The organism is Serratia quinivorans (genome assembly GCF_946227985.1).
Lineage (GTDB): Bacteria > Pseudomonadota > Gammaproteobacteria > Enterobacterales > Enterobacteriaceae > Serratia > Serratia quinivorans_A.
Map to the genome: position 1 here is coordinate 87,073 of NZ_CAMKGL010000012.1, position 14,529 is coordinate 101,601.

Consider the following 14,529-nt stretch of genomic DNA (forward strand, 5'->3'; position numbering starts at 1 on the left):
AAATCATTTAAATCCATATTAATGGATTATTCAGCTTTCCGACAACATGATAAATGGATGGTTCATGTTTATGGCTCATTGTTTAAGCAGCTGACTAAACACCAGCGTAGCAAGCCCCGCAACAAGACGCTATGGAAAAATGTGAAACGCTATAGTAGGGTTTGAGGTTCGATTTAACCATTGCCGACTTATTAAGCGTGTTAATGACCATTTGATAAAATCATCAGCGGTAAACTATGACTAAAGGCAGCAACCAACGCGAGTTTTTCCTCGATTCGATCCGGGCTTATTTGATGCTGCTCGGCATCCCTTTTCATCTGTCCCTGATCTATTCCAGCCATGCCTGGGCGGTGAACAGCGCTACCCCTTCCTTTTCGCTGACAGTGCTGAACGACTTCATCCATGCCTTCCGCATGCAGGTGTTCTTTGTGATTTCCGGCTACTTCTCATACCTGCTCTATGAACGTTATGAACGCCATAAGTGGTTGAAGGTAAGGCTGGAGCGGGTGGCGATCCCGCTGTTGAGTTCGATCCCATTAATAACGGTGCCGCAGTTTTTCATGCTGAAATACTTCACCGATAAATTAAACGGCTGGGAAAATTTTTCGCTCTATCAGAAAATAAATGTAACAGTTTGGGAGCTGGTTTCTCACCTGTGGTTTTTATTAACGCTGTCATTACTGACTACCCTTTGTTTTTATCTGTTCAAAAAAATCAAGGCAATTAAAAGTAACACCCCACCCTATCCAATAAATAAAATGACCGGATTAGGAAATATCTCACTGCTCTTTCTTATTTATGCTTTATGCTATTCGGCCGGGCACCGTATTATTTTAATTTTCGCTCCCTATTTACTCTCCAATGGCCTGTTCAATTTCGTGGTCATGGAGACAATGTTCTACCTACCGTTCTTCATCCTTGGCGCTTACGCCTTCAAGTACGTGTGGTTGAAAGAGATTTTCCTCAAACCCTCTGTCTGGTCGCTGCTCGGTTCACTACTGCTGTTTATTGCCTACATGCTGAATCAGAAGTATCTGACCCACAGCAGCTATATGTTTGAACTGGAAGTGCTGATCAAAACCCTGCTGGGGATCCTGATGGCCAACGTGGTTTTCTCATTCGGACATACCCTGCTGAATTATCACTCGCCACGAATCACTTATCTGGTCAACGCCTCGCTGTTTATATATCTGGTGCACCATCCACTGACCTTGATATATGGTGCGTTTGTGACGCCATACATCAACAATAACCTGCTGGGCTTCCTGCTGGGATTGGTGTTTGTCTTCTCCTGTGCCTTCGCCTTATATGAGCTGCACAAACGCGTCCCACTACTCCGCTTCCTGTTCTCTGGAAAACCGCAATAACCGATTGGCCCGGCATGCTGCTGGGCCCTTTGCTGTCATGCAGATGCACAACATAACCAATATCATTATTTTGCACACCAGCGCCGCCGTCTATTTCAGCCGCTGAGCACGCATTGCTCACCCCGGTGGTGAAAGTTAAGGCAAAGTTATGCTGGAGCATATTGCCGCTAGTTGTTATAACTGCAATGCATAAGTGGAAATCCACATCCCTGCCTTACGGTAGCGATTGGGCTCAATGAACCCTGAGGGACGGCGTTGTCGTTATCATTGCGGCAACGTTTGCAGTATCTCCCTTCCGTCACGACAGAGAGGATTTTTAATGACTGATAAAGACACTTCGGCTCCGGAAGCCGTACCAGAAAATGCCACCCTGCTGAAAATTCTTGGTCGGTTGCTTTCCGCACTGGATGCATCAATCAGCGGCAAGGACCGCAGCATTCTGGTCACCGAGCTTTCCAGCCTTAACCTTGACGGTATTTCAGAGTCAGAACGAAAACTGGCTGCCGAGCTGATCAAGCGGGCTTTGCAATCACTCGATCATTAATGACACCACGCCTGCAAACCATTAAGCCTCCTCACGGGGGTTTAATGGTTTTTCCATCCCACCGTTTTATTGCTCGCATAAAACCACAGCAAGCTGATAACTATAGATAAAAGCGAGAAGTTCGTCGTTTTCTCCCCACTTACTCACACTTCCTATCTTAAATGACAATAAATACCAAACTGTTTTCGAATCACCCTTGGCGTTTTACCTAAAAAACAGGCTATCATCATGGGGTATCTGCGCTCGCGCGCAACGCCTTTCCCCCAGCCTGCAGGAGAACGTTATTTTGGATGCCAGCACCATTAACAGTTTGTTCATCATCGGTGCCGTGTTGGTGGGAGCAAGTATTCTTCTCAGTTCATTTTCTTCCCGCCTGGGTATTCCCATTCTGGTGATCTTCCTCGCTATCGGCATGCTGGCGGGGGTTGATGGACCGGGCGGTATCGTTTTCAGTAATTACCCGGTGGCCTATCTGGTCAGTAACCTGGCACTGGCCGTGATCCTGCTCGATGGCGGCATGCGCACCCGCGTCAGTTCATTTCGCGTGGCACTTTGGCCAGCACTTTCCCTCGCCACCGTCGGCGTGGTGATCACCGCCGGGCTGACTGGGCTGGCTGCCGCCTGGTTATTCAACCTTGATCTGCTACAGGGCATGCTGATTGGCGCCATTATCGGCTCCACCGATGCCGCGGCGGTATTTTCACTCCTCGGTGGCAAAGGGCTTAACGAACGCGTCAGTGCCACGCTGGAGATTGAATCCGGCAGCAACGATCCAATGGCGGTGTTTCTTACGATCACCCTGATTGCGATGATTTCCGCCGGTGAAACCACGCTGAGCTGGATGTTCCCCGTCCATCTGTTACAGCAGTTTGGTATGGGCATTGTATTTGGACTCGGCGGCGGCTGGCTGTTGCTGACCTTGATCAACCACATCAAACTGGCCGAAGGTCTTTACCCACTGTTGGCCGTCAGCGGCGGCATTTTGATTTTTGCGCTGACCACTGCGCTGGATGGCAGCGGCATACTGGCGGTGTACCTGTGCGGGCTGACGCTGGGCAATCGGCCGATCCGTAACCGGCACGGCATTGTCCAAACCTTTGACGGTCTGGCCTGGCTGAGCCAGATCGGCATGTTCCTGGTGCTGGGCCTACTGCTTAACCCGCACGAGTTGTTGCCTATTGCCATCCCTGCCCTGCTGCTGTCGTTATGGATGATCCTGTTCGCCCGGCCGCTTTCGGTATTTATCGGCTTACTGCCGTTTCGCAGCTTTACCCTGCGCGAACGCAGCTTTATTTCCTGGGTCGGTCTGCGCGGAGCCGTACCGGTTATTTTGGCCGTATTCCCGATGATGGCCGGATTGCCAAACGCGCAGTTGTTCTTCAACGTGGCCTTTTTTGTGGTGCTGGTTTCGCTGTTGTTGCAGGGCACTACACTGTCCTTCGCCGCGAAGAAAGCCAAGGTTATAGTACCGCCGGCCCTGGCGCCTATATCTCGCGTCGGGTTGGACGTACACCCGGAAAACCAGTGGGAACAGTTTGTTTATCAGCTCTCGTCGGAAAATTGGTGTGTGGGTGCAGCACTGCGTGAATTGAAAATGCCACCCGGCACACGTATTGCTGCACTGTTCCGTGGCAAAGAGTTGTTGCACCCTAGCGGAAGCACGCGGTTACGCGAAGATGACATTCTGTGCGTTATTGGCCACGAGCATGACCTGCCGGTGCTGGGTAAACTGTTTAGCCAGGCACCGGTGGTTACAATGGATGAGCGTTTCTTCGGCGACTTTATCCTGCAGTCGGACGCACGCCTGAGCGATATTTCGCAGGTGTATGGGCTTAACCTGCAAGACGGCGTGGACGAACAGCAAACACTGGGCCAATTCGTCATAAAACTGATTGGCGGTGAACCCGTGGTAGGTGACCAGGTCGAATGGGACGGTTTGACCTGGACTATCGCCGAGATGGATGGCAATGCCATCAGTAAAATCGGCGTAAGAATTGTGACGTACTGATCCGCCCTCAACACCGGTCGCCGTGTGGCAATCCCCGCAGCGACCGCCTCAAAACTGACGGAACTTATAGACCCGGAAAGGTTCTTAAATTCTGTGATTATCAAAACCGGGCGTTTAGCCCCGACGTTTTAACCTTTACTCTGGGAACGCTGCGTAGCGGTGATGGGTATTGATTTGAACAGTAAAACTCGATTTCTATCGGCCATGCTGGGTATCGCACTGACGGTCATTGTGCTGGATCTGAGTATCGCCGATTTGGTCCACAGGCTCTTAATTGGATAATTTTAACGTGGCACAGCAGCAGCAAGAAAAAGACATTCTGGGCAAGATACTGATTACCGTCTCCGCACTCTGCCTGATTACCGTGGCGGCGTTGCTCATTTGGGGTTTCGTACTGGATTAACCCCGCCTGACGAGCGCAATCTTCCCAAATTCGGACATAAAAAAAACCGCCGCAGCGGTTTTTTTATTGGCGATGGCAATCAGATCTTACAGCCTTCGCAATCTGCCTCATCCTCAAGGATTTCTGGCAGTTCTTTTACTTTCTGCGCCGCTTTCTCTTCTGCTTGCGCCAATTCGGCATCGATATCGAAATCGAAATCGAAAATGTCATCACTCATGGTAAATTCCTCACGCTTAACTGGCTTCAATGCGTGAGTATAATCGACAACTCTTCAGCCGCAAACCCTTCAGTTGAGCACCGCCACCTGTGGCTGTTCATCCTGTGGCTTCTTTGAATACGCCAGATCGTAAACGTCATAGAAATCGATTTCGCCTTTATTGGCGATGATTTCCTGCATACGCGTTTTCATCGCTGTCCCGATCGACGGTTCATCCAATAACGCCTTCACCGACTGCGGCGACAGTGCCCGAGTGAAATACCACTCGCCGTTATAGCATACGCGCAGATCCAGCACGCCGATGTCCTCAAAGCGATACACCGGTTTGATTTCAATCAGCAGCATGGCGAACATGAACAACACGAAGGCGGTGAACGCCAGGAAGGAGATGAACCCCATATAGGGGACCTGATACATTACGGCGATCACGGCAAAATAACCGGCAAACATGGCAAGACACAGATAACGGTGATCGCGGGCAAACTCACTGTTAAAACGAAGTTTACCGTCGCGCCCTTCCTGCCTGTTGATCCGCTCGATTTCTTTTACCAAGATGCTTTTAATCGCGTCCATCGCTACAACCTTATGCCTGTGGGACATTATTGCTATCAATAATCATTCCTCAAACTAACATAAGTACAGTTTGCGCAGGTAGATCAGTTAAGCAATTTTAAATGGGTAACTGTTATACCTCTAATGGCTAACGTTGCAGGGAGTTTTTGCCTTGGGCAAACATAAACATCCGCTGAGCGATATCGTCAGCCTGTTTGATTTTTTGCTTTTGCGGCTCATTGCAGCGCTGGATGGCGCGAGCATAGGCCAGCTCATGCGCCTGGTCGATCATCGCGATAATCTTGTCGCGATCCTGTTTATCCAGATTGCCGAGCATGGTGGTGATTATCGCCTGATAGGCGTTGGAGGCGGCGGTCAGCGACTTTTCTCTGGCTTCAAGTATCGCTACGCGTTGCATTAATTCCTGTAGTTGATCGGACTCTGACATAGCGATCTCCTGTTGCCGGGCAGCATACCTGCCTGATTACAGTTTAGCAAAGATCGTTGGAACGGAAGAAAACATAAAGAAAGGAAGAGAAACGGTTACGGCAAAGCACACCCGAAAAACCCAATAAGGAGCCGATAGTGCAAATCAACCCGGGTGCACTTTACGGTAACAGTTCACGAAAGGAAGCTGGCGCGCTATGCAGGACTCGAACCCGCGTCTATCAATTTTGTAGCCAATAAAGCATTTTAAAACCAACCACTCTGCCAACTGAGTTAATAGCGCATTCCTTTGCTTCGAGGAGGCATTATCCATATTAATGCTATGGATTCAAGTTATCGAACCATGAACCGCTGCATTTGCAGAGAAATCTTATATTTTTGCCTATTTAACCCTCAGCGAAAATCACTTTCCACCGATGAACATTAGTAATGGCCATTTTATGGCCCGTCTGGGACGTGTTTATTGTTAGTTAAAGCGCTGGATGCCACTATAGCGCCTTCTGGGATCGTCGTTTTCTGTTATGGATAACACTATGAAAGTCACTCCGCGCCGCTTGGCGTTTCTCCTGACCGCAGCCCTGCTGGTCATACTTGCATTGATAGTGCTCTCTTTACAAAGCCGCCCGCAAGCCGCCGTGGTTACCGCACCGGCTCGTCTGGGCGACATTGAAAATGCCGTACTGGCCACCGGCAAACTTGATGCGATAGAACGGGTTAACGTTGGGGCGCAAGTTTCCGGCCAGGTCAAATCCCTGAAGGTCAAACTGGGCGACAAAGTCACCAAAGGCCAACCTATTGCCGACATCGACGATCTGCCACAACGCAACGATCTGCGCACCGCCGAAGCGGCTCTGAACGTTACCAAAGCGGATTTGCAGGCCAAACAGGCACTGTTGAAACAGGCCGAGTCCCGCTTTAAGCGCCAGAAACGCATGTTGATTGATGAAGCCAGTTCCCGCGAAGAGTTTGAGACTGCAGAGGCCACGCTAGCCGCTACCCGCGCCGAACTGATCGCATTGAATGCACGCATCGTGCAAAGCCAAATTGAGGTGGACAAGAAAAAGGTCGACCTGAGTTACACGCGCATTCTGGCGCCGATGGACGGCATCGTCATTGCGGTGATTACTCAACAAGGCCAAACGGTGAATGCCAACCAGAGCGCACCCACCATAATCAAACTGGCACAGTTGGACGTAATGACCATCAAGGCACAGATTTCCGAGGCCGACATTACCCGCGTTTCGCAGGGGCAAAAAGCCTACTTCACCATTTTCTCCGAGCCGGACAAGCGTTACGACGCTACACTGCGCACCGTCGAGCTGGCACCAGAATCGGTGATGAAAGACGACTCTATCTCCGGTAGCAGTTCGTCCTCCGGCTCCGGTAGCTCCAATGCTTCGGTATATTACAACGCATTGCTGGACGTCCCAAACCCGGATAACCGGCTGCGGATTGCCATGACGGCCCAGGTTTCATTGCTGCTCGGTGAAGCGAAAAACACGCTGTTGGTGCCGATCCAGGCGGTACATAAAACTGCAGATAATAAACAACAGGTACAAGTGCTGACCGGGGACAACCGGTTGGACATGCGCGAGGTGAAAACCGGCATTACCAATAACGTCGATATTCAAATCCTGTCCGGCTTGAAGGCAGGTGAAAACGTGGTGCTGGTGCATGAAAATACCCGGTCAGGCGAGGAAGATCTCTCACTGTGAACACTATCATTGAGCTGAAAGGTATCGGCCGCACCTACACCAATGGCAGCCAGCCGCTGACCGTCCTGAAAAATATCAACCTGAGCATCGCTGCCGGGGAATTGGTCGCAATCATTGGTGCTTCTGGCTCCGGCAAATCCACGCTGATGAACATCATTGGCTGTCTGGACGTGCCGGACCAGGGTGACTATTACATCAGCGGCCAAAACGCGGCTCACCTATCGCCGGACCAACTGGCCAGGCTTCGTCGCGAACACATTGGTTTTATCTTCCAGCGTTATCATCTGATGCCGGATATCAGCGCGCTGGGCAACGTCGAGATCCCTGCGATTTATGCCAACAGCAAGCGAGACCAACGCCGAGTGCGTGCGGCGCAACTGTTGGCCCGACTCGGGCTGGAAGGTCGTGAACACCATAAACCCGGTCAGCTCTCCGGCGGCCAGCAACAGCGCGTCAGTATCGCTCGTGCGTTAATCAACGGCGCTGAAATCATCCTGGCGGATGAACCCACCGGTGCCCTGGACACTCGATCAGGTCAGGAAGTGCTGGAGATCCTCAGTGAACTTAATCAGCGCGGCCATACGGTAGTGATCGTCACTCACGATATGAAGGTGGCGCAGCATGCACAGCGCATCATCGAACTGCAGGACGGTGAGATAGTCGCCGACAGTGGTCGTAAATCGGCACTTCCTCTGCCGGTAATGAAAAAGACCCCAACGGTTGCCCAAGGCTACTGGCAGAGTCTGCTCGATCGCACCCGCGAATCGTTACAGATGGCACTGAAGGCCATGAATGCCCATCGCTTGCGTACCGCACTGACCATGACCGGCATCATTTTCGGCATTGCTGCGGTGGTGACGGTGGTCGCGCTGGGTGAAGGTGCCAAGCAGCGCACGCTGGAGAGTATTAAAAGCCTGGGCACCAACGTGGTCAGCATCTATCCCGGCCGTGATTTCTTTGATGACGCCATCGACAGCATCCGCACTCTGGTACCGGCAGATGCCGACGCGCTGGCCCGCCAAAGCTTTGTCGATAGCGTCAGCCCTGAGGTCACTGCCTCAGACAGTATCCATTTTCGCAGCAAATCAGCCAACGCGTCGATCACGGGTGTTGGACGCGATTATTTACGCGTTAACGGCCTCACTCTGCTGCAAGGTCGCAATTTCCAGGACGACCGCAACGCCCTACAGGAAGTGATCATTGACGAGAACGCACGCCAGTCGTTGTTCAGTGATTTCGGCGTAGAGCCGCTAGGCCAGATCGTGTTTCTTGGCGCAGTACCGGCCCGGGTGATTGGCGTGGTTCAAAGTAACCAGGACTCAGCCCCCAACCGCATCAGAGTGTGGATGCCCTATACCACCGTCATGTACCGCATGGTGGGGCAAACCAAGTTGAGCAGCATCAGCGTAAGGTTGAAAGATGACGTGGCCAACGAAGCCGCTGTCGCCGCTATTAACCAGTTGCTGACCCAGCGTCACGGCGCTAAAGACTTTATGTTGTTCAACCTCGATAAATTCCGTAAGTCGATCGAAAGAACGTCGATGACACTCAGCCTGCTGATCCTGATGGTGGCCTCAATTTCCCTGATCATCGGCAGCCTCGGCGTGATGAACATCATGCTGGTCTCGGTGACCGAACGGACGCATGAAATCGGTGTGCGTATGGCCGTCGGCGCACGTCGCAGCGACATTATGCAGCAATTTATGATCGAGGCGGTGCTGGTCTGCCTGATCGGCGGCGTACTGGGCATTTTACTGTCTTTCACCGCCGGCTCGCTGTTCACCCTGCTGGCGGGCGGCATGCTCACTGCCATCTATTCCTGGCAAGCTGCCGCCGTGGCCTTTTGCTGCTCCACTCTGATCGGCATGATCTTCGGTTATCTCCCGGCCCGCAAAGCGGCGCGGATGGATCCGGTCGTTTCACTGGCCAGCGAGTAACTTATGAAAATTGTATCCCCCCTGGCGTTATGCCTCGCCGCCCTGCTCAGCACCGGCTGCGGCAATGCGTTGAAAAGCAAATATCAGCCTCCGAAGGTGGACTATCCGTCCCAATGGCAACCCGGTGCCGATGCCGCTACGTCAGTCCCTTTTGCCTGGCATGACTTCCACGATCCCCAGCTAGATCACTGGTTACAACAGGTCATGCTGGCTAATAACGATCTGGCCGCTGCCGCGTTGCGCGTCTATCGTGCCCAGTTGGCGGCCCAACGGGTCGATATCGGCACCGATCCCAGCATAAACGCGACGCTCAATAGCGGCGCCAGCACCGCCCTGTCCAATTCGTCCCCGTGGAATAAAAACAGCAGCGCCAACCTCGGTGTCAGCTATGAAGTCGATCTGTGGGGCAAACTGGCACGACAGCGCGACGCAGCAGACTGGGCCAGCCAGGCCACCCAGCAGGATTTGCAAAGTGCACGTTTGGCCTTGCTCGCCAGCGCCAGCAAAAATTACTGGCGTATAGGCTTTATCAATCAACGGATCGGCGTCAGTCAGCAAAATATTGCCTATTCCCGGCAGACCCTGCAGTTGGTCAATGCCCGCTACCGTGCCGGCAGCATCTCTTCATTGGACGTGGTGGACGCCGAGCAGAATCTGATCAATCAGGAGAGCAGCCATCTGGCGCTGTTGCGTGAGCGTCAGCAAGCCTTGAACGAACAAACCGTGTTACTGGGTTCACCACCAGGTAAGGCTTTGGTCGAACCCGCCCGTTTGCCCACCGGTCCGCTGCCGCAAATCAATGCCGGTATCCCGGTCAACGTGCTGCGCCATCGACCGGATATCAGCGCCAAAGAGTTGCGGCTGCGTGAAGCATTGGCTAACGTCGATGTGAAGCGTACCCAGTACTATCCGGCCTTCAGCCTGACCGGTTCATTGGGTGCCAGCAGTACCGCCTTGCTGGAATTTTTGCGCAATCCGTTGGCCTCGGTGGGGGCTGGGTTGTCGCTGCCGTTCCTTGAATGGCGGCAGATGGATGTGGATATCAAAATTGCCCGCAGTGACTACGACCTGCAGGTGCTGGAATTCAAACAGGCGCTGTATAAAGCCATGGCCGATGTGGACGATGCCTTGTCGTTGCGTAGTCAATTGATAGCGCAGGAAAAACACTTACGGGCCTCGGTGGCGTTGGCGCAAAAATCTGAACGCTTGAATGAGGTCCGCTACCGGCAAGGCGCCGTCCCCATCAGCTTCTGGCTGGATGCGCAAAATCGCCGTAGGCTGGCAGAACTGGCGCTGGATGAAAACCGTTTTGGTCAATATCAAAACCTGGCACAACTCTACCTGGAATTCGGCGGCTCAGCTCAATAACTCACCACTCTCCGGCCTGACTTCTTCGTCAGGCTTTTTTCAGCTGCAGAACGCATTAATTTTGACGGTTTTTACCGCAGTTCTTTCTATACTTAACCCATCCCCCCACCAGACAAAAAACCATCAATATGCACAAGAGTTAATCTATTTATGCGCTAAATCGGTGCAAATTCATTAGATAAACTGCTAAATTTGATCGCCGCAAGATATAACGTTAAGCTATAGATGCAAAATAATTAGTCACCTAAATGACATATTCCCGGTGAAAATTGAAACATTACGTGATTCGCGTCACACAAAAAATGGCAATGGCCGATCTCTGCGTATAGCGCTTTGATTAACCAAACTGATAACTGGGCAGAAGGATCGCGAATTCACGTACGACTAAAATTGATTAAGGGATGATTATATGAAGTTAAGAAAAAAACGTCATAAACCGATGCATATTAATGACATCACCATTATCGACGACAGCAAGTTGAAAAAGGCAATAACCGCGGCGGCATTAGGCAACGCGATGGAGTGGTTCGACTTTGGTGTTTATGGCTTCGTGGCCTACGCCCTCGGACAAGTATTTTTCCCTGGCGCCACGCCCGGCGTACAGATGATTGCCGCACTGGCAACCTTTTCCGTTCCCTTCCTGGTTCGTCCGTTAGGCGGCATCTTCTTTGGTGCAATGGGCGATAAATTCGGTCGTCAAAAAGTCCTCTCCATCACCATCATTATCATGGCGGTGAGCACCTTCTGTATCGGGCTGATCCCCTCTTACGCTTCGATCGGTATTTGGGCACCGGTGCTGCTGCTGTTGGCAAAATTGGCGCAGGGCTTCTCGGTCGGTGGCGAATACTCCGGCGCGGCAATCTTTGTTGCCGAGTACTCCCCGGACCGCAAGCGTGGCTTTATGGGCAGTTGGCTTGATTTCGGCTCGATTGCCGGCTTCGTGCTGGGTGCGGGCGTTGTAGTGCTGATTTCCAGCATTGTTGGGGAAGCCAACTTCCTCGACTGGGGATGGCGTATTCCGTTCTTCATCGCTGCGCCGCTGGGCCTGATTGGTCTGTACCTGCGACACGCGCTGGAAGAAACGCCGGCATTCCAGCAGCACGTGGAAAAAATGGAGAAGGAAGACCGTAACGCTATCGAAAACCCGCCAAGGACTTCGTTCAAAGAGATTGCTGCCAAGCACTGGAGAAGCCTGTTGGTGTGCGTCGGTATCGTGATTTCGACCAACGTGACCTATTACATGTTGCTGACCTATATGCCGAGTTACCTGTCGCATAACCTGCACTACTCGGAAGATCACGGCGTTCTGATTATTATCGCCGTCATGATCGGCATGCTGTTCGTACAGCCGGTGATCGGCATGACCAGTGACCGCATTGGCCGTAAACCCTTTATTATTGGCGGCAGTATCGGCCTGTTGGCGCTGGCGATCCCGTGCTTTATTTTGATCAACAGTAATGTGATCGGTTTGATTTTCGTCGGACTGTTAGTCCTGGCGGTGCTGTTAAACTGCTTTACCGGCGTGATGGCTTCGATTCTGCCGGCAATGTTCCCAACGCACATTCGTTACAGCGCATTGGCTATTTCGTTCAATATTTCGGTACTGGTGGCCGGTGCTACCCCAACGGTGGCCGCCTGGTTGGTCGAGTCGTCCGGAAACCTGTATATGCCGGCTTACTACCTGATGACAGTCGCGGTAATTGGTCTCGCCACCGGCCTGTACATGAAGGAAACCGCCAATAAACCGCTGCGCGGTGCTACCCCAGCCGCTTCGGACCGTTCGGAAGCCAAAGAGCTGCTGCAGGAGAACTACGACAACATCGAACAGAAAGTCGAAGACATCAACGAGCAGATCGCCGAGCTGGAAAAGAAAAAACAGACGTTGGTCGACCAGCATCCAAAACTGGACTAAATATCGCTCTGCCAACCAGCCACCTTCGGGTGGCTTTTTTTGGGACTTTTACGCCGGTTTGTTACACTGAACCAGTGCGTTATTCAACGAGGTTCCCACCAATGAGTAAAATGGATTTGCCGGTTGTGATTGGAGTGGTGTTAATGATTGCCGTATGGATAGGCGCAATGTTTAACGTGGGTGATATCACCCCCAGTCTGGCACGTATCTTCCATTGGATAGAAAGCCTTCGCTAATCTGTTTACCGTCTGGTTTAGCCAAAAAAAACCGCCTTGCGGCGGCTGATGATGCTGCTGTTGATTTAGTTAACCTGGCACCAGTTATGCTGTTTCACGATCCCCCCGTCCGGCGAGGTATAGCCGATACAGCCCAGAATACTGTCGAACAGTTTCTCGTGGAAGACCGGCGTTTTCGCCTGCTGCAGCGCTTTTAACTGATTGAATGCCGCCTGATGGTCAGGCTGGCTAAGAAACTTGTCAGATGCCCAAACCATAATAGGAATGGTGCGCTGCGCCTGCGGTGCATGGTCACGCGGGGTACCGTGGAAATGCATATTTTCCGAGATCGACTCGCCGTGATCCGAGGAATAAAACACGATGGCATTACGATTACGCATCTGGTTAAAAACCTGCTCAAGGACGTAATCGGTATACAGCAGGCTATTGTCGTAAGAGTTAATCATTGATTGCGTAGAGCAAGTATCATCAATACCCTGACATTCCGGCTGGTAACGGGCAAAAGCACGAGGATAACGTTCAGTGTACATATAGTGCGAGCCCTTGGTATGCAGGATCACCAAATGCTTGCCCTGCGGGTGGCGGTCTAACGAATCTTTTAACTCGTCAATCAGCGCAATATCATCCACAGGTTTACCGGCATTACGTTTTTCCGCCTGAATACTTTCTCTCAACTCATAATCATCCGCCTGGGTTTTGTTATAAAACCAGGCCTCGCTCTGCATTGAAAACAGTTCAGAGGAAAAACCCTGCTTTTTCAGCACGGAAAATACGTTCATTTCCTTCAGGGTTCGTTCCGGCGCTTCTGACGCGCCACCTTCACGCACGAACATACAACGTAACGAGAGTTTGGTTGAGGTATCGCAGGAATAGCCCTGCAGCACCGCAAGATTGCTCTCCTTATCCAGATTAGGCGTGTTGTCGCGTTGGTAGCCATAAATGCCCATGTGATCGCGTCTGGCGCTTTCACCAATCACAAACACCACGTACAGATCGTTCACGTCTTTTGGCGGTTGATAGGTAAAGTGCGCCGCGGGATCAAACAGATTACGGCTGTCTTCTGCCTGGCTGTAAGAGCTGTAGGTAAACAACCCCAAGGCAGAGAGCCAGTTGGATGGCGAATAACTGCCGGCCACCACCCCACCATAACTGGCCATCAACTGATTGCTTTCCCGATCGTGACGATCCTGTACCTGCCCCATTAGCTTCAGGGGTAGCCAGCACAGCAGTGCGGCACTCAGCATAATGCCGCCCTTCTTGCACCACGCCCAGCCGTTGCCTTTCTTATAAGTAGCTTCGTGCATCGGGGCCAGCCAAATAAGTAGCATCGGCAACAGGCTCACCAGCAGCACCCACACGGCAAAATGCCAGCCTACCGACTCTCTGGACAAATCAACGTCAGTGGTCATCACCGCCGCCAGAATGCCGTAGCCAATATCAACGTGGAATAACACCATGTAGTAGCTGGCGGCAACCGAACTCAACACCAATAACGATGCCAAAACACGGAACAACCTGCGCCCCAAAAACGAGATCAGCAGCGTGATAAAACACACCAGGCAGAAGGCTGCGAGCACCTCAATGCCGATCGACAAGGCGTTGTCATAATGAAGTTGCTGATAGCGGCGGTAAAATATGGGGATATTGAGCAACACACCGAGATAAAAAGCGATAAAGAAAGAGACCTGTAACTGGGTCCAGCGTCGGAACTTCTGCATTATTGATACCATTCTTGCCAAAGTGAATTCATAACCCTTGCCAGATACAGGTTATTATTGAGAGTTTTCTCTCTCCTGCTGCTGGAATGGTTATCTGACAGGTAA

At 51.8% G+C, this 14,529-nt stretch carries 13 protein-coding genes and 1 tRNA gene; 9 read left to right on the forward strand and 5 right to left on the reverse strand.

The genetic code is table 11. The features are described from left to right. Window positions 1-236 precede the first annotated feature (236 nt). From mdoC to OCH02_RS22045, 4 genes are all read left to right on the forward strand, one after another. Complete coding sequence (mdoC, locus tag OCH02_RS22030; RefSeq protein WP_261432966.1) at window positions 237-1,367, forward strand: glucans biosynthesis protein MdoC; 1,131 nt, start codon at window positions 237-239, stop codon at window positions 1,365-1,367. Between the two features lie 319 nt (window positions 1,368-1,686). Then, a complete protein-coding gene (locus OCH02_RS22035; protein ID WP_017892394.1) occupies window positions 1,687-1,911 on the forward strand; it encodes a hypothetical protein in 225 nt (74 codons plus the stop codon). A 286-nt stretch (window positions 1,912-2,197) separates the two neighbouring features. Next, window positions 2,198-3,919: a potassium/proton antiporter gene (locus OCH02_RS22040; protein ID WP_261432967.1), complete on the forward strand. Its 1,722-nt coding sequence runs from the start codon at window positions 2,198-2,200 to the stop codon at window positions 3,917-3,919. A gap of 274 nt (window positions 3,920-4,193) precedes the next feature. Continuing rightward, window positions 4,194-4,322: a hypothetical protein gene (locus OCH02_RS22045; protein ID WP_017892392.1), complete on the forward strand. Its 129-nt coding sequence runs from the start codon at window positions 4,194-4,196 to the stop codon at window positions 4,320-4,322. A 79-nt stretch (window positions 4,323-4,401) separates the two neighbouring features. Here the strand turns inward: OCH02_RS22045 and OCH02_RS22050 are convergent, their stop codons facing one another. From OCH02_RS22050 to OCH02_RS22065, 4 genes are all read right to left on the reverse strand, one after another. Beyond that, window positions 4,402-4,539, reverse strand: a complete 138-nt coding sequence (locus OCH02_RS22050; protein ID WP_261432968.1) for a hypothetical protein — start codon at window positions 4,537-4,539, stop codon at window positions 4,402-4,404. Window positions 4,540-4,608: 69 nt separating this feature from the next. Continuing rightward, window positions 4,609-5,112, reverse strand: a complete 504-nt coding sequence (locus tag OCH02_RS22055; protein ID WP_017892390.1) for a YlaC family protein — start codon at window positions 5,110-5,112, stop codon at window positions 4,609-4,611. A gap of 127 nt (window positions 5,113-5,239) precedes the next feature. After that, the gene (locus OCH02_RS22060; protein WP_012006289.1) at window positions 5,240-5,539 is read right to left on the reverse strand and encodes a hypothetical protein; all 300 of its coding nucleotides are present in this window, start codon (window positions 5,537-5,539) and stop codon (window positions 5,240-5,242) included. A gap of 187 nt (window positions 5,540-5,726) precedes the next feature. Next, a tRNA-OTHER gene (locus OCH02_RS22065) sits at window positions 5,727-5,821 on the reverse strand. A 250-nt stretch (window positions 5,822-6,071) separates the two neighbouring features. On the opposite strand from OCH02_RS22065, the gene OCH02_RS22070 reads away from it, so the two are divergent. The 5 genes from OCH02_RS22070 to OCH02_RS22090 all read left to right on the forward strand — a co-directional run bounded on the left by OCH02_RS22070 (window position 6,072) and on the right by OCH02_RS22090 (window position 12,706). Then, window positions 6,072-7,253: an efflux RND transporter periplasmic adaptor subunit gene (locus tag OCH02_RS22070; protein WP_261432969.1), complete on the forward strand. Its 1,182-nt coding sequence runs from the start codon at window positions 6,072-6,074 to the stop codon at window positions 7,251-7,253. After that, complete coding sequence (locus tag OCH02_RS22075; RefSeq protein ID WP_261432970.1) at window positions 7,250-9,190, forward strand: MacB family efflux pump subunit; 1,941 nt, start codon at window positions 7,250-7,252, stop codon at window positions 9,188-9,190. The genes OCH02_RS22070 and OCH02_RS22075 overlap by 4 nt, the downstream gene beginning before the upstream one ends. A 3-nt stretch (window positions 9,191-9,193) precedes the next feature. Further along, the gene (locus OCH02_RS22080) at window positions 9,194-10,558 is read left to right on the forward strand and encodes a TolC family protein (RefSeq protein ID WP_261432971.1); all 1,365 of its coding nucleotides are present in this window, start codon (window positions 9,194-9,196) and stop codon (window positions 10,556-10,558) included. Window positions 10,559-10,967: 409 nt separating this feature from the next. Further along, window positions 10,968-12,470 carry a glycine betaine/L-proline transporter ProP gene (proP, locus tag OCH02_RS22085; protein WP_153857184.1) on the forward strand — a complete coding sequence of 501 codons (1,503 nt, stop codon included), beginning with the start codon at window positions 10,968-10,970 and terminating at the stop codon, window positions 12,468-12,470. 101 nt (window positions 12,471-12,571) lie between these two features. Next, on the forward strand, window positions 12,572-12,706 hold the full coding sequence (locus tag OCH02_RS22090; RefSeq protein WP_261432972.1) for a hypothetical protein: 135 nt from the start codon (window positions 12,572-12,574) through the stop codon (window positions 12,704-12,706). 65 nt (window positions 12,707-12,771) lie between these two features. Here OCH02_RS22090 and eptB read toward each other — a convergent pair whose 3' ends face one another. Continuing rightward, window positions 12,772-14,424: a kdo(2)-lipid A phosphoethanolamine 7''-transferase gene (eptB, locus tag OCH02_RS22095; RefSeq protein WP_261432973.1), complete on the reverse strand. Its 1,653-nt coding sequence runs from the start codon at window positions 14,422-14,424 to the stop codon at window positions 12,772-12,774. Window positions 14,425-14,529: the final 105 nt, after the last annotated feature.

Coding starts and splice junctions, on each gene's coding strand:
- OCH02_RS22050 (WP_261432968.1), bottom strand. CDS start 4,539: ATGAGTGATGACATTTTCGATTTCGATTTCGATATCGATGCCGAATTG.
- OCH02_RS22060 (WP_012006289.1), bottom strand. CDS start 5,539: ATGTCAGAGTCCGATCAACTACAGGAATTAATGCAACGCGTAGCGATA.
- OCH02_RS22090 (WP_261432972.1), top strand. CDS start 12,572: ATGAGTAAAATGGATTTGCCGGTTGTGATTGGAGTGGTGTTAATGATT.
- OCH02_RS22070 (WP_261432969.1), top strand. CDS start 6,072: ATGAAAGTCACTCCGCGCCGCTTGGCGTTTCTCCTGACCGCAGCCCTG.
- OCH02_RS22035 (WP_017892394.1), top strand. CDS start 1,687: ATGACTGATAAAGACACTTCGGCTCCGGAAGCCGTACCAGAAAATGCC.
- mdoC (WP_261432966.1), top strand. CDS start 237: ATGACTAAAGGCAGCAACCAACGCGAGTTTTTCCTCGATTCGATCCGG.
- proP (WP_153857184.1), top strand. CDS start 10,968: ATGAAGTTAAGAAAAAAACGTCATAAACCGATGCATATTAATGACATC.
- OCH02_RS22080 (WP_261432971.1), top strand. CDS start 9,194: ATGAAAATTGTATCCCCCCTGGCGTTATGCCTCGCCGCCCTGCTCAGC.
- eptB (WP_261432973.1), bottom strand. CDS start 14,424: ATGCAGAAGTTCCGACGCTGGACCCAGTTACAGGTCTCTTTCTTTATC.
- OCH02_RS22055 (WP_017892390.1), bottom strand. CDS start 5,112: ATGGACGCGATTAAAAGCATCTTGGTAAAAGAAATCGAGCGGATCAAC.